Annotated in this window: 13 protein-coding genes and 1 tRNA gene; 4 read left to right on the forward strand and 10 right to left on the reverse strand. The window is 64.3% G+C overall.

Annotated elements, in window-relative coordinates:
• Positions 1 to 70: 70 nt before the first annotated feature.
• The 8 genes from Q0877_RS10570 to Q0877_RS10605 form a co-directional block, all read right to left on the reverse strand.
• Positions 71 to 910 carry an aldo/keto reductase gene (locus Q0877_RS10570; RefSeq protein WP_299167536.1) on the reverse strand — a complete coding sequence of 280 codons (840 nt, stop codon included), beginning with the start codon at positions 908 to 910 and terminating at the stop codon, positions 71 to 73.
• 77 nt (positions 911 to 987) lie between these two features.
• Positions 988 to 1446, reverse strand: coding sequence for a hypothetical protein (locus Q0877_RS10575; protein WP_299167537.1), 459 nt, complete (start codon positions 1444 to 1446; stop codon positions 988 to 990).
• A gap of 6 nt (positions 1447 to 1452) precedes the next feature.
• Positions 1453 to 2106, reverse strand: a complete 654-nt coding sequence (locus tag Q0877_RS10580) for a bacterial proteasome activator family protein (protein WP_299167539.1) — start codon at positions 2104 to 2106, stop codon at positions 1453 to 1455.
• A 40-nt stretch (positions 2107 to 2146) separates the two neighbouring features.
• Positions 2147 to 2401, reverse strand: coding sequence for a hypothetical protein (locus Q0877_RS10585; protein ID WP_299167540.1), 255 nt, complete (start codon positions 2399 to 2401; stop codon positions 2147 to 2149).
• A gap of 104 nt (positions 2402 to 2505) precedes the next feature.
• A complete protein-coding gene (locus tag Q0877_RS10590; protein WP_299167542.1) occupies positions 2506 to 2682 on the reverse strand; it encodes a YbdD/YjiX family protein in 177 nt (58 codons plus the stop codon).
• Positions 2682 to 4979, reverse strand: a complete 2298-nt coding sequence (locus tag Q0877_RS10595; protein WP_299167544.1) for a carbon starvation CstA family protein — start codon at positions 4977 to 4979, stop codon at positions 2682 to 2684. The genes Q0877_RS10590 and Q0877_RS10595 overlap by 1 nt, the downstream gene beginning before the upstream one ends.
• Before the next feature lie 132 nt (positions 4980 to 5111).
• Positions 5112 to 5351: a hypothetical protein gene (locus Q0877_RS10600; protein ID WP_299167546.1), complete on the reverse strand. Its 240-nt coding sequence runs from the start codon at positions 5349 to 5351 to the stop codon at positions 5112 to 5114.
• Positions 5352 to 5429: 78 nt separating this feature from the next.
• Positions 5430 to 6401, reverse strand: coding sequence for an NAD(P)H-quinone oxidoreductase (locus Q0877_RS10605; protein ID WP_299167549.1), 972 nt, complete (start codon positions 6399 to 6401; stop codon positions 5430 to 5432).
• A 77-nt stretch (positions 6402 to 6478) separates the two neighbouring features.
• Here Q0877_RS10605 and Q0877_RS10610 point away from each other — a divergent pair.
• The 3 genes from Q0877_RS10610 (at position 6479) to Q0877_RS10620 (ending at position 12043) form a co-directional block, all read left to right on the forward strand.
• Positions 6479 to 6566, forward strand: a tRNA-Ser gene (locus Q0877_RS10610).
• Positions 6567 to 6729: 163 nt separating this feature from the next.
• Positions 6730 to 7251 carry a septum formation family protein gene (locus Q0877_RS10615; RefSeq protein ID WP_299167550.1) on the forward strand — a complete coding sequence of 174 codons (522 nt, stop codon included), beginning with the start codon at positions 6730 to 6732 and terminating at the stop codon, positions 7249 to 7251.
• A 316-nt stretch (positions 7252 to 7567) separates the two neighbouring features.
• Positions 7568 to 12043 carry an ExeM/NucH family extracellular endonuclease gene (locus Q0877_RS10620; RefSeq protein WP_299167552.1) on the forward strand — a complete coding sequence of 1492 codons (4476 nt, stop codon included), beginning with the start codon at positions 7568 to 7570 and terminating at the stop codon, positions 12041 to 12043.
• Between the two features lie 100 nt (positions 12044 to 12143).
• Here Q0877_RS10620 and Q0877_RS10625 read toward each other — a convergent pair whose 3' ends face one another.
• Both Q0877_RS10625 and Q0877_RS10630 read right to left on the reverse strand, forming a co-directional pair.
• A complete protein-coding gene (locus Q0877_RS10625) occupies positions 12144 to 14060 on the reverse strand; it encodes an FAD/NAD(P)-binding domain-containing protein (RefSeq protein ID WP_299167554.1) in 1917 nt (638 codons plus the stop codon).
• A gap of 42 nt (positions 14061 to 14102) precedes the next feature.
• The gene (locus tag Q0877_RS10630) at positions 14103 to 16475 is read right to left on the reverse strand and encodes an excinuclease ABC subunit UvrA (protein WP_299167555.1); all 2373 of its coding nucleotides are present in this window, start codon (positions 16473 to 16475) and stop codon (positions 14103 to 14105) included.
• Positions 16476 to 16565: 90 nt separating this feature from the next.
• On the opposite strand from Q0877_RS10630, the gene Q0877_RS10635 reads away from it, so the two are divergent.
• A complete protein-coding gene (locus Q0877_RS10635; protein ID WP_299167558.1) occupies positions 16566 to 18656 on the forward strand; it encodes a prolyl oligopeptidase family protein in 2091 nt (696 codons plus the stop codon).
• Positions 18657 to 18660 lie beyond the last annotated feature (4 nt).

The following is an 18660-nucleotide window of genomic DNA, read 5'->3' on the forward strand; positions in this document are numbered from 1 at the left end:
CGTTATTGCAACGCTCGCAGTGCCTGCAGCCTTTCGGGCGATCTACCGCCCGATCATTTCGGACCGGCGATCAGGCGAAGTCCGCCGTCGCAGGATTGGCGCCGGTGCGGCCGGCTTCACCCTTGTCGAGGCCGTTGATCGCTTCAATGTCCTCATCCGTCAGCGAGACATCGAGTGCGCTCCAGTTTTCGATGATGCGGGATTCGGTCACCGACTTCGGGATGACCACAAGGCCAAGCGCGAGGTGCCAGGCGAGCACAACCTGCGCGGGGGTGGCGCCGCGCTTCTCCGCAATTTCGGCGAGAAGCGGGTCCTCAAGCAGGCCCTTGCCTGAGCCGAGCGGCGACCAGGACTCGTGCAGGATCCCCTTGTCGGCTTCGAAGGCGCGCAGTTCGGCCTGGTTGAGGTACGGGTGGGTCTCGACCTGGTTGATAGCGGGCACAACGCCGGTTTCATCGATGATTTCCTGCAGCGCTTCGACCGTGAAGTTCGAGACGCCGATGGAGCGCACACGGCCGCGCTTCTGAAGCTCTATCAGCGCCTTCCAGGTGTCCACGTACTTGCCCTGCTTGGGCTGCAGCCAGTGAATCAGGTAGAGATCAAGGGTTTCGAGGCCGAGCCGCTCCATGGAACCCTCGAAAGCCTCAAGGGTGCTCTCGTAGCCCTGATCGGCGTTCCACAGCTTGGTGGTGATGAACAGCTCTTCCGGGCTGAGTCCGGAGGCTTCGATCGCCCTGCCCACCCCAGCTTCATTCCCATAGATTTTCGCGGTGTCAATGTGGCGGTAACCCGCCTTGAAAGCGCGCCCGACGACGTCCTCAGCGGTTGCGTCGTCCACCTGCCACACGCCGTAGCCCAACTGGGGAATGGTGCGGCCGTCGTTGAAGGTCAGGTTGGGTGAAGTGCTCATGAATGCCTTTCGGTGGCTGTTTGCTCTTGTCGAACTGTGGCAACCCGGCTCTCACCGGAAGTATTCCGGGTACCCGACTATTGGCCGGAGCCAAACAGCAGGCGCTCAGCTTCGCTTACGTCCTCGGCGACCACTTCCGCCCGCCGCCGTACGTTCTCCAGGCCTGCCGACGCGATCCCCCACCGTTCCCCGTCGAGGCGGGCCATCGCCGCAGCCTCAGCAGTGGTTGCAAGGGCGTTGCCCGCGCGGGAGAGCGCCCGGTGCACCTGGAGGAGTGCACCCGGAATGTCGAGGCCGTCGCTCGGGTGCTGGGTCTGGGCGGCCACGCAGCATTCCCGCACGCGCGGGAGCAACTGGGCCAGACCATTGGCAATGCCGGCCAGCTCGTTGTAGACGGCGTCGTCCTCCACTCCCTCCAGAATCTGGTGGTAGCGGTCCAGGCCGCGCCGGAAGCGGTCATGCGCCCGGCGCCACACCCCAGTGCCGAGCTCGGCGTCATCCTTGCGTCCCTGCCGGGCCGCCGCGAAAAGTGCCACGTGCGTCTAGAGGTACTGGCCCGGACCGTGGGTGTCCGGTGTCTGGGCTGGTCCGGATCCTGGGCGGGAGCCCGGCGCACGCTTCGGCTCGCCGTCCTCACCAACCACAACGCCGGGCGCGATGACGGTGCCCGGCGGCAGCTGCTTCAGCTGAAGTTGCGCGGCAAGCTGCTGGTTGGCCATCTGCTGAGCGGCCAGCGCGGTCTGAATGCCGTGGAAGAGTCCCTCAAGCCACCCCACCAGCTGCGCCTGCGCCACCCGGAGTTCCGCGTCGGTAGGGACCGAATCGTCAGTGAACGGGAGGTTGATCCGGTGCAGCTCCTCAACCAGTTCAGGAGCGAGCCCGTCCTCGAGTTCACGCATGGACCGCTCGTGGATCTCGGCGAGGCGGCTGCGTCCGGCGTCGTCCAGCGGGGCGCTGCGCACCTCTTCAAGCAACTGCTTGAGCATGGTGCCGATGCGCATGACCTTGGCGGGCTCGTCCACCAACTCGGTCAGCTTCGTCGCAGGGCCTCTTTCACTGCGGGAGGCGCCGTCGTCGTTCTGTTCCGGGAGCCCACGGCCGGCATCCAGTTTCCCGAGGAGTACAGGGCTCTCCTGGGAGTACTTCGCGGCTTGCTCAGGGGAGACTGCAGGGTGCTCGGGCTGCTCTTCGGTCATAGGTTTCATGCTCTCATGCGTGGCCGCGGCGGGAAGCGGGTCAGTCGGCTTCTTCCCTGTGTGCAAGCTCTTCCTCACGGCCCTCCTTGTACTCCCCTCCCGGGCTCACGCCGGGAACCCGCTGCCCGGCGTTGAGTTGCCCGGAAGTGAAGTGGCCTTCCGAGAATTCGGGGCCACCGTCATTCTCTTCGGAGGGGACGTTGATGTCTTCGCGCAGGTGCTCGTCCTCGGACTCGGCACCGGGGCTGGGCGCGCTGATGTCTTCACGGAGGTGTTCCGGCAGGTTCTCAGTCATTCCTCCAGCAAACCACGCGTGTTTCGGCGGCGCTAGGGAAGTCAGTACCGAGACGGCGGGTTCGACCTGAGTCGAACCCGCCGTCTCCGTAACCTTCCGGCCGACTAGCAGCAGCGGCCCTGAGGATTGGCGTCCTGGCGGTCCGTCTTATCCCGCCAGAATTGCCGCTCGGTCATGGGCGGCTCATCACTGTGGGTAGAGGCATGGTGGTCAAGGTACTGCTGGTACGCGTTCTCGCCCATCACGCCTTTGAAGAGCCAGATCAGCTCCTTGACGCTCATCAGTGACCAGCCCGTGCCGGCTTCTTGTCCTGCGGGAGGTCGGCCCACTGCGCTTCGAGTTCCTTCTCAGCGGGCGTGGCGATCAGCCCGGCCGGCGCATAGGTGCGGGACGGAACCGCAGGATCCTCGGCACTTGGCCCGCCACCGGTGCGGTAGGCCTTGATGGTCGCGATGATGGCCGTCGCGATGACGATGATCGACAGCACCACGAAGACGATCGAGAGCGTGCCCTGGATGAAGGTGTTGCGGACAACGGCCTCCATCGCGGCAACCGTCGGTGCGTTGCCGAAGCTCTCCTCCCCCGCCGCCAGTGCATTGCGGAAGGCGAAGTGCTGTGCCCAGTAACCCACCGCCGGCACCGGAGAGAAAATCTTGAGGAACGACGCCGAAATGGTCACCACAGAGGCGAAGGCGAGCGGCAGCGCCGGGATCCACAGATACTTGAAAGCACCCTTCTTCGCGCAGATTGCCATGCACACAGCGAGTGCAATAGCAGCAAGAAGCTGGTTGGCGATTCCGAAGAGCGGGAACAGCGTGTTGATTCCGCCGAGGGGATCGGTGACACCCATGATCAGGATCGCGCCCCAGCCGGCCACCATGATCGCGGTGCAGACCCAGGCACCCACCCGCCAGGAGGTGTCCTTGAACTTCGGCACGAAGTTACCGATGCTGTCCTGCAGCATAAACCGCGCAACGCGGGTACCGGCGTCGACCGCTGTCAGGATGAACAGGGCCTCGAACATGATCGCGAAGTGGTACCAGAACGCCATCATGCCCGCGCCGCCGAAGAGACCCTGCATGATCTGGGCGATGCCGACGGCCAGCGTCGGCGCGCCACCGGTACGGGAGACAATCGACTCCTCACCGACGTTGGTGGCCAGCGTACTCAGGGCCTCGGGAGCGAGGTTCACCCCGGTCAGGCCGAGACCGTTGACGAATGCGACGGCGCCTTCGATGGTGCCGCCGGTTGCCGCAGCCGAGGAGTTCATCGCGAAGTAGATGCCGCGGTCGATCGACAGCGCCGCCACGAGCGCCATAATCGCCACGAAGGATTCCATCAGCATGCCGCCATAGCCGATGAAACGGGTCTGGCGTTCCTTCTCGATCATCTTCGGGGTGGTTCCCGACGAAATGAGTGCGTGGAAACCCGAGAGTGCGCCGCACGCGATGGTGACGAAAAGGAACGGAAAGAGGGTTCCCGGCACAACCGGGCCGTCGGCACGGCCGGCGAACTCGCTGAAAGCCGGAACGTTGATCTCCGGGCGCACGATGACGATCGCAACGGCCAGCATGACGATGGTGCCGATCTTCATGAAGGTGGAGAGGTAGTCGCGGGGAGCGAGCAGCAACCATACCGGCAGCACTGCCGCGATGAAGCCGTAGATGATGATGCCCCAGGCGATGGTGACGCGGTCCAGGGTGAAGACGGCGACGCCCCAGTCAGTCTCGGCAATCCAGCCGCCTCCAATGATGGCAAGCATCAATAGCGCGAACCCGATCACTGACACTTCGGTGACCTTGCCCGGCCGGATATAGCGCAGGTACACGCCCATGAACAGTGCGATGGGGATGGTCATGGCGACAGAGAAGACGCCCCAGGGACTTTCGCCCAGCGCGTTGACGACCACGAGTGCCAGGATCGCGACGATGATGATCATGATGGTGAGGGTGGCCAGAAGTGCTGCGGTCCCGCCGATGATGCCGAGCTCCTCGCGGGCCATCTGACCCAGCGACCGCCCTCCGCGGCGCATCGAGAAGAACATGACGAGGTAGTCCTGGACCGCACCGGCGAGAATAACGCCGAGAATGATCCAAATGGTTCCGGGAAGATAGCCCATCTGCGCAGCAAGGACCGGGCCGACAAGCGGACCCGCTCCAGCGATGGCGGCGAAGTGGTGGCCGTAGAGCACCCGCCGGTCGGTGGCGGCGTAGTCCTTGCCGTCAGCCTTGTACTCGGCAGGGGTGGCGCGGCGGTCGTTCGGCTTCAGCAGCTTGCGTTCGATGAATTTCGAGTAGAACCGGTAGGCAATGAGATAGGTGCAGACCGCGGCGAACACGAACCACATCGCGTTGACCGTCTCACCGCGGACAACGGCAAGCATTGTCCAGCTCACGCCGCCGAGCAGCGCGATACCCACCCAGATTGCAATCTTCAGCGGCGTCCAGCCCCGGTTTTCCTTATCCGGATCCACCGCGGTGGACGGGAGGTTCGGGTCCTGAAGGAGGACGCCGCCGTCCTCTTCCCAATCGCCGCGGCCGGCTTCTCCACGCCCGCGTCCGACGTACTTCTCACTCATGGTGCTCCCTCGTCTGTGAGTGGCTTAATTCACTGAAGGTAGCAGTGGAATGAGCGCAGTGTCACAGCTTTCCGGCGCGGAAAAGCGAAAGTCGCCGAACGGCAGGAACGGTGAGGTGAATGACGAAACTGTTTAGTGCGAGGGGTCGTCGCGGCCGTCTCTGGAGTTGGACCCTTCGCTGAGGCTGGAGTGGGTGTCCGTCCGGGGATCGGGCCCATCGTTGGCGGTGTCACGGGGATTGTTCTTCACGCCGTCGTTCACCTGGTCGGCGAGGTTCTCGGTCCAGCTCTCGGCGGCGCGCTCCAGGCCCGACTCCTCGTCCTTGCCGTGCGTTGCGCCGTCCGGCTCGCCTTCTGCCCTGTGCTTGGCCATGGGTTCCTCCTTGGAATTCCGGTGGGTGCTAGCTTGTCATACCGCCCCGGATCTACAAAGCAGCCTTAGTGTCGGGGACTACAGAGTCAGGAGCACTTTTCCGGTGTGCTGCCCGGAGTCAAAGTACTCGTGTGCATGCACGACGTCGGTGAGGGGAAACGTCCGGTCAATGGGCACGGCTATCGACCCGTTCGAAATAAGCGGCCAGACGTGCTCGCGCACGCCAGCCATGATGGCCGATTTCTCCTCCACAGGCCGCGAGCGCAAGGTGGTGCCGGCGACGGATGCACGCTTGGCCATGAGCGCTCCAAGGTTCAGTTCAGCCTTCGCCCCGCCCTGCAGCCCGATAATCACAAGCCTTCCGCCGGTCGCGAGCGCCTCAACGTTGCGGCTGAGGTACTTGGCGCCAACGACGTCGAGAATGACGTTCGCGCCCCGCCCGCCCGTTGCAGCGCCCACCTCAGCGACGAAGTCCTGCTCCCGGTAGTTCACACAGATCTCCGCGCCGAGCGAACGGGCGTAGTCCAGTTTCTCCGGCGTTCCGGCCGTCACGATCGTCCGTGCTCCCAGTGCACGCGCAAACTGGATCGCCATGGTGCCGATTCCGCCGGATGCGCCGTGGATGAGAAGCGTTTCACCGCTGCTCAGCCCTGCAGTCAGGACCAGGTTGGAGTACACCGTTGCCGCGATTTCAGGCAGCCCGGCAGCAGCTACGAGATCCACGCCGTCGGGTACGGGCAGCACCTGGCCGGCAGGCACCACAACCTGACCGGCATAACCGCCGCCTGAAAGGAGCGCCACGACGGGGTCGCCGGGCTGGAAGGCCGACCCGCTGCCGTCGACGATCCTTCCCGACACCTCCAGGCCGGGATACTCCGATGCCCCGGGAGGTGGCGGGTACACGCCTTTCCGCTGCTGCACGTCTGCCCGGTTCAGTCCGGCAGCGATGACATCGATCAGCACCTCCCCGGTTTGAGGACGAGGCGGTTCAACGTCGGCCACCTCGAGAACGTTCGGTTCACCGAACTGGCGAAGCATTACGGCTTTCATGGTTTCCTTCCCGGATGGTGCCCTGATGGTTGGGAGTTTTGTGCAGCCTGCTCTGCATGAAACACTATTCCCCGTATGGAAGGTTGTCCGAGCGGCCGAAGGAGCTGGTCTTGAAAACCAGTGGACGGTAACCCCGTCTCAAGGGTTCGAATCCCTTACCTTCCGCATCGAGCTGAGCCGAGCTCACCAGTTGCACCCCGTCCTGCTGGGCGGGGTGCTTCTGTTTACTGGGTGTTTCGGGCGGATTCTGCGCGGTTCACCTACACCTCGGCTTCCCTACCCAATCGGGTAGGCTCCCAAAGTGCCGACAACGACGAGGAGCCTTTCAATGATGATCGTTGCCCCGAAGCGATACTTCCTGCCCGTTGCCCTGCTATGTACGGCAGCGGTATTGAACGGCTGCACTCCCGGGAACGACGACGGCGCGCCGCCTTCAGCACCATCGGCGGTGGAAAGCGCTCAGGCTGTTGAGAGACAGGCGGCCTCCGAGGTCGCTCCCAAAGACCTGCAGGAGGGCCAGTGCATGGCTGACTCCGGGACTGCCGCCGATCCCAACCTCCAGCTGCTGCCCTGCGAGGAGCCCCATCCGTTTGAGGTGTTTGCTACGACGGACCTGCCCGCCGGCGACTACCCCGGCCTGGGCGAAGCAGACGCACAGGCGCAGGAATTTTGCCGCAGTGAGTTCGCTGCTTTCATCGGCCTGGACTACGACGCGTCAGCCCTTGACCTCCAGTATTTCTATCCCGTCGAGTCGGAATGGACTGACGACGGTGGGCGGTCGGTGGTCTGCCTCGTCGGCAACGCTGACGGCGCACCTTCGACGGGAACACTCCGCGGCTCCAACGAATAGTTCCCAACGGCAAGCAGTCGTGCTTGAATATGCAAGGCGTTCGGTGTGGTCTACATCACTAAAAGGTGATGCTCCGGACGCCGACGTCCGGCACCACCGGACAGACGATGGGAAATGCCGTTGATGGTCTCAACCGGCTGTGCTGTTCTCCGCGAGGTAACCGCCCGTTCACTACGAGGTGGTTGGCTTGCCGCGACCGAAATGTCACCGGCAGTTCCTATTGTCACTTTCGTGGCCACTTCCGCCGGGGCGCAATGCCAGCGGCGGACATCACTCGCGGTCGCAATCCGGCCAAAAGCAAGGAGAAACAGGACGAATGAAAAATTCGTGGAGGGGCGCGCTGTGTTCAGCGCTTTCGGTGGGGCTGCTTGCCTCGCCGATGGCGTTCTCGCCAGCCAGCGCAGAGGAAACCGTCGAGGCCCAGGCGGCCTCCGGCGTCGTTATCAATGAGGCGTACGTCAACGGGGGCAGCGCCAACGCACCGTTCAAGCACAAGTTCGTAGAACTGATCAACACCACCGATGTTCCGGTGAGCCTGGACGGCTGGTCTCTTCAGTACCGTTCACGGACGGGATCTGCCGCACCGACCAGCGTGGTGCCTCTTGGCGGCACCATACCGGCCAACGGCAGCTTCCTGGTGCAGGGTGGGAGCAACGGAATCAACGGCGATGCTCTCCCGTCACCCGACTTGTCCAGCGGGGCGCTGAACCCCGCGGGAGCAGGCGGCACGATAGTCCTCTCCGACCAGTCCACCGCGGTGGACCCGTTGGCGATCGGCTCTGTCGTTCAGGCGCCCGGTGTTGTGGACCTACTGGGCTACGGCAGCTCCAACACCTACGAAACGCTCGTTGAAGAAGGCGTGGGAAGCCTTACGACGCTGTCGATGAACCGCGCAGGCGGCGTGGACACCGACAACAACAAGGCAGATTTCACCGCCCTCGATGCCGTGACTCCCACCAACGCAGCTGGTGAGACGGCAGGTAGCGAACCCGAGCCCGAACCGGAGCCGCCCACTCCGGGCGAAGTGATCCCGATCGATCAGATTCAGGGCACGGGCGGAGCAACGCCGCATGAAGGGCAAATTGTCACCACCCGCGGCGTAGTGACTGCCACTTACCCCACCGGCGGATTCGACGGCTACTACATCCAGACTGCCGGTACCGGCGGTGACCTCGGTGCGGATCACTCAGCATCAGACGGCATCTTCATTTACTCGCCCGTAACGGTCGCTGACGTTGCTGTCGGCGACTTCGTCGAGGTAACTGGCACCGCCGGCGAGTACTTCGGCCTCTCACAGATCACCGTCCTGGCCGGCGGAATGACCAAGCCCGGCGAGCCGGCGGAGGCCGTCAAGACGGCCGCTATCGCGTATCCGGCCGACGATGCCGCACGCGAGGCACTCGAGGGAATGCTCGTGCAGCCGACCAACGGCTTCACTGTGTCGGACAACTACGCGCTGAACCAGTACGGCGAAATCACCCTGGCCGACGGGGACACTCCCCTCGTGCAGCCGACGGAAATCGCGCCGCCGGGAACGGCGGAGAATGCTGCTGTCGCAGCTGACAACGCCGCCCGCCGGGTCAAGCTCGACGATGGCGCCACCACCGATTTCCTGCGTGGCGCCAACATGGACCAGCCGCTGCCCTACCTCACGGCGGAGCAGCCGGTGCGGGTCAATTCATCGGCGACCTTCACCTCGCCCGTTGTGTTCGATTTCCGCAACAGCTCCTGGAAGTTCCAGCCGCTGACCGCGCTCACCGCAACGAACGCCGCCGAGGTACAGCCCGTGGCGTTCGAGGGCGCGCGTCCTGACGCACCGGAGAGCGTTGGCGGCGACCTCAAGATCGCGTCCTTCAACGTGCTGAACTACTTCACCACTACCGGCGACCAGCTGAGCGGGTGCACGTACTACGAGGACCGCGACGGCAATCCCGTCACGGTCCGAGGTGGCTGCGACGCGCGCGGCGCCGCGAATGCGGAAAACCTCGAGCGTCAGGAAGCGAAGATCGTTGCGGCGATCAACGGGCTCGGCGCTGACGTCGTCTCCCTCGAGGAGATTGAGAACTCGGCCAAATTCGGCAAGGACCGCGATGCCGCCCTTGCCACGCTGACGTCCGCCCTCAACGAGGCTGCGCCAGGTGTGTGGGACTACGTCCGATCACCGGAGGCATTGCCCGCCATCGAGAACGAGGACGTCATCCGCACCGCGTTCATCTACAAGACCGCGGTTGTGGAGCCGGTTGGCGCGTCCGTCATCCTGGACGACAATGTGGCATTCTCGAACGCCCGCAAGCCCCTGGCTCAGTCCTTCAACATCGTCGGCGGTGACGACTCCACCAAGTTCCTGGCCATCGCGAACCACTTCAAGTCCAAGGGATCGGGCACCGGCGAGAACGCAGACCAGGGTGACGGACAGGGTGCATCCAACGCCGACCGCATCGAGCAGGCAACCGCTCTCGTCGAGTTCGCTGAACAGCTGAAGACTGACGCGGGCACCGACAAGGTCTTCCTCGCAGGGGACTTCAACTCCTACTCGGCCGAGGATCCAATGCAGATCCTGTACGACGCCGGCTACATAAACCAGGGCGCCAAGACCGACGGACACTCCTACGTCTTCTCCGGACTCGTTGGTTCCCTTGACCACATCCTCGCCTCCCCCGCAGCAGACGCGACGGTGTCCGGCGTGGACGTATGGAACATCAACGCGGTGGAATCCGTAGCGCTGGAGTACAGCCGCTACAACTACAACGCCACCGACTTCTACGAGCCGAACCAATTCAGGGCGAGTGACCACGATCCAGTGATCGTCGGCCTGAACCTAGCACCGGCGGACACCACGACCGAGCTGAACCTCATGGGCATCAATGATTTCCACGGGCGTATCGACTCGAACACCGTGAAGTTCGCCGGAACGGTCGAGGAACTGCGCGCCCAGTACGGCGAGGAGAACTCGCTGTTCCTTTCCGCCGGCGACAACATCGGAGCATCGCTCTTCGCCTCCTCCGTTGCACAGGACCAGCCCACCATCGACGTTCTCAACGCTCTGGACCTCCGCGCTTCGGCAGTCGGAAACCACGAGTTCGACGGCGGTTTCGCTGACCTGAGCGGCCGCGTTGCCGACGCCGCGGACTTCCCCTACCTGGGAGCCAATGTGTACCAGAAGGGAACCACCACACCGGCGCTGCAGGAGTACGAGATCGTGGACGTGGGCGGGATTGACGTCGCAATCATCGGTGCCGTCACCGAGGAGACACCGTCTCTGGTGAGCCCCGGTGGAATCGCCGACCTCGACTTCGGCGACCCCGTGGAGGCCGTGAATCGGGTGGCCCAGCAGATCGAGGACCAGGATCTGGCCGACGTTATCATCGCTGAATATCACGAGGGAGCCGGAGACGGCGCCGTCGAGGGCTCCACCATCGAGGCAGAGGTGGCCGCCGGAGGCGCGTTCGCTGACATCGTCACCGGCACCTCGCCGCTCGTGGACGCCATCTACACCGGCCACACGCACAAGCAGTATGCGTGGGACGCTCCGGTACCCGGCGCTGAGGGCGAAACCCGCCCGATCGTTCAGACCGGTTCCTACGGTGAGTTCATCGGTCACATCACCCTCACCGTTGATAACGCCACCGGAGAAGTTGAGTCGTACACGGCGCAGAACGTGGCGCGCACGACCACCGACCCGGCTGCGCTGGTAGCCACGTATCCGCGGGTTGCCGAGGTCAAGACGATCGTCGACGCGGCCCTCGCCGAAGCAGCAATCATCGGCAATCAGCCTGTCGGCTCAGTAACGGCTGACATCACCACCGCCTTCGTCGGCGGTGTACGCGATGACCGGACCGCCGAGTCAACACTCGGGAACCTGGTCGCTGATTCCCTGCGGGCGTCACTCTCATCCACCGAACGCGGTGGCGCGGAGATCGGCGTCATCAACCCGGGTGGTCTGCGCAACGAGCTGTACTACGGCGAAGACGGCGTCATCACCTACGCCGAGGCGAATGCTGTGATGCCTTTTGTGAACAACCTGTGGACCATCACCCTGACCGGTGAACAGTTCGTCACGATGCTCGAGCAGCAGTGGCAGCCGGAAGGTGCCTCGCGGTCCTTCCTGGCCCTCGGGCTGTCGGACAACGTGTCCTACACCTATAACCCGGATCTCGCTGCCGGTTCCCGCATTACCTCGGTCACGATTGACGGTGCCCCGTTGGATCCGGCCGAGGAGTACCGGATCGGCACGGTCAGCTTCCTGGCACAGGGCGGCGACAACTTCACCGTCTTTCAGGAGGGCACCGACGTCCGTGACTCCGGCCTGGTAGACCGCGATGCGTGGATCAGTTACATCGAGCAGAACAGCCCGCTGTCTCCGAGCTTCGACCGCCGCTCAGTGATCGTGAAGGATGCACCGGCCACCGTCACGGCTGGTGAGAGTGTCACCTTCGACGTCGCGAACCTGAATCTGACGTCGCTGGGCAGCCCGACCAACACCAGCCTGTCGGCGAGCTTCGTCGACGGCGCCGGCAAGGTCACCGAGTTGGGCACCACGACCGTCACGGATGGCGCAGCACAGGTCACCGTTACTGTGCCCGAAGCAACACCGGGGTCAGGCAGCATCGTCCTCGTCGCCAAGGAATCCGGCACGACGGTGACCCAACCGGTCACCATCGAGGCAGTCGCCGGAGCCGAGTGCGCCGCTCCGGAGAAGCCGAAGCGGGGCAAGGGCTTCGAGAAGCCGAACAGCTACGGCAAGGCAATGGCGGAGTACCGCAAGTGCCTTGCAGATGCCCGTCGCGGCTAGATGCTGTCGGGGTGATGTAGGACCCTTGCAACACAACGAAAAGCGCTCCTCCGGCACGTGCCTGAGGAGCGCTTTTCGTTAGGCGCAGGCGACTTCCAGGTCAGGCGAGGATCGCGCACGCGATGTCATCTGCATCAAGCAGCGTACGACCTCCTGCATCGAGCGGAGCACCGGCCTCTGCGGCGATCGCAGTTCCCCACTGCACTGAGCTGAGCTGCAGTCCCACGACGAAGAGTTTCTCCTGGATTAGACCGTTGGCGCCCACAGCCCGGTACGGCGGTTTGGTGACGTCCAGTCCGGGCGAAATCTCCGGCACACCGTCCTCGGACATGGTGGTTCGCGCCCGGACCAAACCCTCCTCCAGCAGCCGGCGGAGCAGGACCGACCGGTTCTGGGCCACCCGGTTGGCCGGCATCATCGCCTCGACGAGGAAGCCGGCGTCGTACTTGCTGCCCTCCACCCAGGGCGAGGAGACGGTGAACCTGCGCAGCTCGGGATCCAGCTCGAACCGCGGCGCCGGACCCGCGAAGCGCACGACGCCGGCCCGCGCCAACGCTGCCAGCTGCTCGATGCGCAGGGCAGGCGGGCCGCTCGCGAGGCCCTCCACAAGCGGCTCGAACCAGCCGCGCAACTCCGCTGTCCACGACGCCTCAGTAAGGCCACCGTCGGCCACGACCTGCTTGATGACGGTGCGGCCAGCGTTCATCGCGCCGATAGCAACCTTCAGGGGATCGTCCTCGCCGCGCTCGGACCCGGCCGCGTCCCCCTCCAGATAGTCCAGCACCGCCCGGTTGTATTCCTCCTCGGAAGCAAACCGGTGCCGCCCGAACGGCCGCGCGAGCGCTTCCAGGTTCAACCGGTCGGCGAGTGGCACGGTACTGCCGAGGAGTTCCTCCAACCGGCGGCGCCAGACACTGTCTGCGTCCGCCAGCACGTCCTGCAGTGACGTAAGGAATGAATCCGCCAAGCCTGAGGTGCGGGCCAGCGTGCTGTAGTAGGCCCACACGGCGTCACGGTGCAGCAACGGCCACAGGTCGTGGTCGAAGCCGGGCTGGATACCGTCTGCTGCGAAACTGCCGGCGCGTTCCGGCGTGCAGTAGCGGAGCCGGACGCTGCGTGGAACGTAGCTGTCGAGTTTCGCCTTCGCCCGGTAGGGCGTGCCACGACGGGAAGCCGCGACAACCAGCGGCTCCTGGCCCGAGGGTTGGTATGTCAAAGCTCGCCCTGCCGGTTCGCCGTTCGGGACGAACTTGCCGCCACGGCCCTCGGTGAGGTGGGTGATGATGTCGAAGAAGTTGAGTCCCAGCCCGCGCACCAGCACCGGTTTGCGTGCCGGAAGTCGATTCCAGTTCACATCGGCCGGGACGTTCGGCGGCCAGTACTGCAGACCGAGTCGGGCAGCGCCGTCGCGCAACTTTTCCTGCTCAGGGTTGAGCTGCGCGGGAAGGTGTCCAACCGCAAGCACGACGGCGTCAGTTCCCACTGTGCCGTCCTCACCGAGTTCCACCCGGAAGCCCGATTCCAGCGGCACTACATGTTGTGCTTCAGCACGGTGCACAACGACATCGAAACCGGCTCCAAGCCGCTCCATCAGCGAGCTGTAGATCCATTCGAGGTAGCGGCCGTACAGCGCGCGGCTGGGGAAGTCGGCGGACGTCAGGGACTGCAACTCTGCGAGATCATCGTCGCTGAGCCGGCCATCCGGTGCCCCATCCATCAGTCGCCGCCAGTCATCGAAGGACACCGGAACGGGCGACGGCGCACGTTCGGCGGCAGCCTGTCCCACCGGCACCACGGTGGGAAACAGCGCCGGAGTGTTCATGAGGAAATGCCGCGACTGGTCTGTCCGCCAGACGTGACCGGGACCGGGCTCGTAGGGCTCGATCAGATGGACGGTGACTCGCGGCCGGGTTCCTTCGGGGAGAGCTGCCCAGTTCGCTGCCAGGCGTTCGAGTACGGACGTACCGCGTGGACCGGCGCCAAGAATGGCTGCCGTCACCGTCCGCGTCGTTTCCATCCGTCTAGGTTATCGGCCGGCTGGACCGGCCCGTTCACGCCGCTACCTCACCGGAGCGGAAAGTTCGCTCCCCACATACGCAGCAAGGTGCTCGCCCGTGAGCGTGGACTGCTGGGCCACCAGATCCGCCGGCGTTCCCTCGAAAACGATCCTGCCGCCGTCGTGCCCGGCACCGGGACCAAGATCGACAATCCAGTCGGCGTGCGCCATCACCGCCTGGTGGTGCTCGATCACCAGAACCGACTTGCCGGAGTCCACGAGCCGGTCCAGCAAACCGAGGAGCTGCTGGACGTCGGCCAGATGCAGGCCGGTGGTCGGTTCGTCGAGGACATAGATGTCGCCCTTCTCCCCCATCTGCGTGGCCAGCTTGAGGCGTTGCCGCTCACCGCCGGAGAGCGTGGTGAGCGGCTGTCCGAGACTGAGGTAACCGAGGCCGACGTCGGCCATCCGGTCGAGGATCTTGTGCGCGGCAGGCGTGCGCGCGTCTCCCTCACCGAAAAACGACGTGGCTTCCGATACCGGCATGGCGAGCACTTCAGCGATATTCTTGCCGCCGAGTCGATATTCCAGCACCGAGGCCTGGAACCGCCTGCCCTCGCATTCCTCGCAGGTGGACTCCATCGTTGCCATGACGCCGAGGTCGGTGTAAATCACGCCGGCACCGTTGCAGGTGGGGCACGCGCCCTCGGAGTTGGAGCTGAAGAGGGCAGGCTTGACGCCGTTCGCCTTCGCGAAGGCCTTCCGGATGGGCTCAAGCAGGCCGGTGTACGTAGCCGGGTTGCTTCGCCGCGAACCGCGGATGGCGCCCTGGTCGATCACCACCACGCCGTCGCGCTTCGCCACTGAACCGTGGATCAGCGAACTCTTGCCGGAACCGGCCACACCGGTCACAACACACAACACCCCCAGGGGGATGTCCACGTCGACGTCCTGAAGGTTATGCGTTGATGCTCCCCGGATCTCGAGCGCCTGCTTCGACGGGCGGACGGACTCCTTGAGCTTCGCGCGGTCGTCGAGGTGACGGCCGGTGATGGTGTCACTTTTCCGCAGCTCCTCGACGGTTCCCTCGAAGCAGAGCGTTCCACCCGCGGTGCCGGCTCCGGGTCCCAGGTCAATCACGTGATCGGCGATGGTGATCGTCTCGGGCTTATGTTCCACGACGAGCACCGTATTGCCTTTGTCCCGCAGCTGAAGCAGCAACCGGTTCATGCGCTCGATGTCGTGGGGGTGAAGGCCGATGCTGGGTTCATCGAAGACATAGGTGACGTCCGTGAGCGAGGAACCGAGGTGGCGGATCATCTTGGTGCGCTGCGCCTCGCCGCCCGAGAGCGTGCCCGCAGGCCGGTCCAGGGACAGGTACCCCAGACCGATGTCGGCGAATGAGTCGAGCAGGTGCTGCAGGCCTTTGAGCAGCGGCGCCACCGACGGCTCTTTCAGTCCCCGCAGCCACTCCGCCAGGTCGCTGATCTGCATCTGGCACAGTTCGGCAATGTTCCTGCCGTTGATCCTGGAGGACAAAGCCTCTTTCGTCAGCCGCGTCCCGTTGCATTCCGGGCAGATCTGGAAAGTCACTGCCCGTTCCACGAAGCGGCGCACATGAGGCTGCATCGCTTCCGGATCCTTGGACAGCATCGACTTCTGGATTTTCGGGATGATGCCCTCATAAGTGAGGTTGATTCCCTCGACCTTGATCTTGGTCGGCTCCGCGTACAGCATGGTGTCGAGCTGCTTTTTGGTGAACTTCTCGATGGGCTTGTCCATCGGCAGGCCCATGCCCTCGAACAACCTGCCGTACCAGCCGTCCATTGAGTAGCCCGGTACGGTGAGCGCGCCGTCAGCGAGGGTCTTCGCCTCGTCGTAGAGCGCGGTCAGGTCGATGTCGCTTACATTGCCCATTCCCTCGCACCGGGGGCACATACCCCCCAGATAGATGGCCTGGCTAACCACGCTTTTCTCTACCCGGCCGCCCTTGTCCGTGGACATGACCCCGCTGGCCTTGCGGGTGGGGACGTTGAACGAGTAGGCCGTGGGCGGGCCGACATAGGGAGAGCCCAACCGGCTGAAGAGGATACGCAGCATGGCGTTGGCATCGGTGGCAGTCCCCACGGTTGAGCGCGGGTTGGCGCCCATCCTCTCCTGATCGACGATGATTGCCGTGGTGAGTCCCTCGAGCAGGTCGACATCCGGCCGCGCAAGGGAGGGCATGAATCCCTGCAGGAAAGCGCTGTAGGTCTCGTTGATCATCCGCTGCGACTCCGCAGCTATGGTCGCGAACACCAGTGAGCTCTTGCCGGATCCTGATACACCGGTGAACACTGTCAGCCGCCGCTTGGGGATGTCCACGCTGATGTCTTTGAGGTTGTTCTCCCGCGCACCCTGGACGCGGATCAGGTCATGGGCGTCTGCAATATGCATTGCCCCATTCAACCAGTTGCGGTCTCCGATGGGCAGGGTTTTTTGGAGCGCTGGCGCTACGCCACCCGGCAGGTTGCCTAAGATAACGGCATGACGTCTACCGTGCCTGACCCCATCCCTACAAGTGACGACGAATTCCTCTGGCTTGAAGACATCTATGGAGACAAACCCCTCGACTGGGTGCGCGGCCAGAACGCGGTGACCGAGGCGGAACTCGTCAATGAGCAGTTCCTGGCCGGCGAACAGCGTCTCCTCGAGGTGCTCGATTCGACCGACCGGATACCGATGGTGGCCAAACGGGGCGAGCACTACTACAACTTCTGGCGGGACAAAGAACATCCGAAAGGACTGTGGCGGCGGACCACCTGGGACAGTTACCGGACTGATGCCCCGGAGTGGGACGTCCTTCTCGACGTGGACGAGCTGGCCGCTGCGGAGGGTCAGGAGTGGGTCTGGGGAGGCGCGATCTTCCTGCGCCCCGCCGACGGCGAACCCTACCGTCGCGCGCTGGTTGCGCTCTCCCCTGACGGCGGCGACGCGCAGCGCTACCGCGAGTACGACGTCGTTGACCGCTCCTTCGTGGAGGGCGGCTTCGACATTCCGGTTGCGAAGAGCAGGATCAGCTGGGCGGGGCCGGACACGCTGCACGTCGGCACTGATTTTGGCCCCGGATCAATGACCACGAGTTCCTATCCCCGGACGGTACGGACCCTCCGCCGTGGCGAGCCGCTCGAAGCTGCGCACCTTTACTTCGAGATCCCCGAAAACTCGATGATGGCTGCCGTGGCGCACGATCAGACGCCCGGCTTCGAACGCGATATCGCCGCTCACATCGTCGACTTCTACTCCAGCCGCACTTATTTGCGCCGCGAGGATGAGTGGGTGCACATCGACGTCCCCGATGACGTCAACGTGTCACTGCACCGTCAGTGGCTGCTATTGCGCCCGCGCACGGATTTCGAGCTCGACGGCGTCACGTACCGCGGCGGTTCTCTGCAGGCAGCGCTGCTGGAGGATTTCCTCGCCGGCCACCGCGCACTGACCACGGTGTTCGAGCCGGATGAGCACACCGCCCTGCAGTCCTGGAGTTGGACGCGCGATTACCTTCTGCTCAACCTCCTGAAGGATGTCTCTTCGGAGATCCGCGTGCTCAACCCCGCTGATTCCTGGTCCGCTGAACTGCTGGATGCCTGTCCCCCTTTTCATTCGGTGGATGCCTACGCAGTGGATGACGAAGACGACGACGCCGGCAACGACTACTGGCTCGTCGCCACCGGCTTCCTCACTCCCACGACGGTGGTGCGCGGCACCATTGGTGGGACGCATGAGGAAGTGAAGGCGTCGCCGTCGTACTTCGATGAGTCCGCTTTCGAGGTTTCGCAGCACTTCGCGGTATCCAGCGACGGCACCCGGGTGCCCTATTTCCAGGTGGCGCCGAAAGGCCTGGTGCTCGACGGCGGCAACCCGACCCTGCTCTCCGGGTACGGCGGGTTCGAGCATGCCATGACGCCCGCGTACAGCGGCGTGATTGGACGTGGCTGGCTGGAACGGCGGACCGAGGACGGGCGATCCGGTGTGTACGTGTTGGCCAACATCCGGGGCGGCGGTGAGTATGGTCCGGCATGGCACCAGGCCGCGCTGCACGCAAACCGGCACCGTGCGTACGAGGACTTCGCCGCCATCGCCCAGGACCTGGTGGCTCGGGGGGTCACCCGTCCGGAGCTGCTCGGCTGCACGGGCAGGAGCAACGGCGGGCTCTTGGTGGGCAACATGCTGACGCAGTATCCGCACCTGTTCGGCGCCATCTCGTGCGGTGTGCCGCTGCTGGACATGAAGAGGTACACCAAGCTCTCTGCCGGGTACTCGTGGATTGCCGAGTACGGCGACCCCGACAAGCCCGAGCAGTGGGAATACGTGCAGACGTTCTCGCCGTACCACCGGCTGCAGGAAGGTACGGCGTACCCGAAGACCCTGATCTGGGCGGCGACCAGCGACGACCGGGTTGGCCCTGTTCAGGCGCGGAAGATGGCCGCGCGGATGAAGGCGCTCGGGGTTGGCAACGTGTGGTTCCACGAGGCGCTGGAGGGCGGGCATGCCGGGGCGTCGGATAACCGTCAGGCAGCGCGGATGCACGCCATGTCCCACGAGTTTGTGTGGAAGGCGCTGACGGGTCAGCTGTAGCGCC

Source organism: uncultured Arthrobacter sp. (assembly GCF_947495145.1).
Taxonomy (GTDB): Bacteria; Actinomycetota; Actinomycetes; order Actinomycetales; family Micrococcaceae; genus Arthrobacter_D.

Coding starts and splice junctions, on each gene's coding strand:
- Q0877_RS10625 (WP_299167554.1), bottom strand. CDS start 14,060: ATGGAAACGACGCGGACGGTGACGGCAGCCATTCTTGGCGCCGGTCCA.
- Q0877_RS10570 (WP_299167536.1), bottom strand. CDS start 910: ATGAGCACTTCACCCAACCTGACCTTCAACGACGGCCGCACCATTCCC.
- Q0877_RS10605 (WP_299167549.1), bottom strand. CDS start 6,401: ATGAAAGCCGTAATGCTTCGCCAGTTCGGTGAACCGAACGTTCTCGAG.
- Q0877_RS10585 (WP_299167540.1), bottom strand. CDS start 2,401: ATGACTGAGAACCTGCCGGAACACCTCCGTGAAGACATCAGCGCGCCC.
- Q0877_RS10590 (WP_299167542.1), bottom strand. CDS start 2,682: ATGAGCGTCAAGGAGCTGATCTGGCTCTTCAAAGGCGTGATGGGCGAG.
- Q0877_RS10635 (WP_299167558.1), top strand. CDS start 16,566: ATGACGTCTACCGTGCCTGACCCCATCCCTACAAGTGACGACGAATTC.
- Q0877_RS10580 (WP_299167539.1), bottom strand. CDS start 2,106: ATGACCGAAGAGCAGCCCGAGCACCCTGCAGTCTCCCCTGAGCAAGCC.
- Q0877_RS10600 (WP_299167546.1), bottom strand. CDS start 5,351: ATGGCCAAGCACAGGGCAGAAGGCGAGCCGGACGGCGCAACGCACGGC.
- Q0877_RS10615 (WP_299167550.1), top strand. CDS start 6,730: ATGATGATCGTTGCCCCGAAGCGATACTTCCTGCCCGTTGCCCTGCTA.
- Q0877_RS10595 (WP_299167544.1), bottom strand. CDS start 4,979: ATGAGTGAGAAGTACGTCGGACGCGGGCGTGGAGAAGCCGGCCGCGGC.
- Q0877_RS10620 (WP_299167552.1), top strand. CDS start 7,568: ATGAAAAATTCGTGGAGGGGCGCGCTGTGTTCAGCGCTTTCGGTGGGG.
- Q0877_RS10630 (WP_299167555.1), bottom strand. CDS start 16,475: ATGCATATTGCAGACGCCCATGACCTGATCCGCGTCCAGGGTGCGCGG.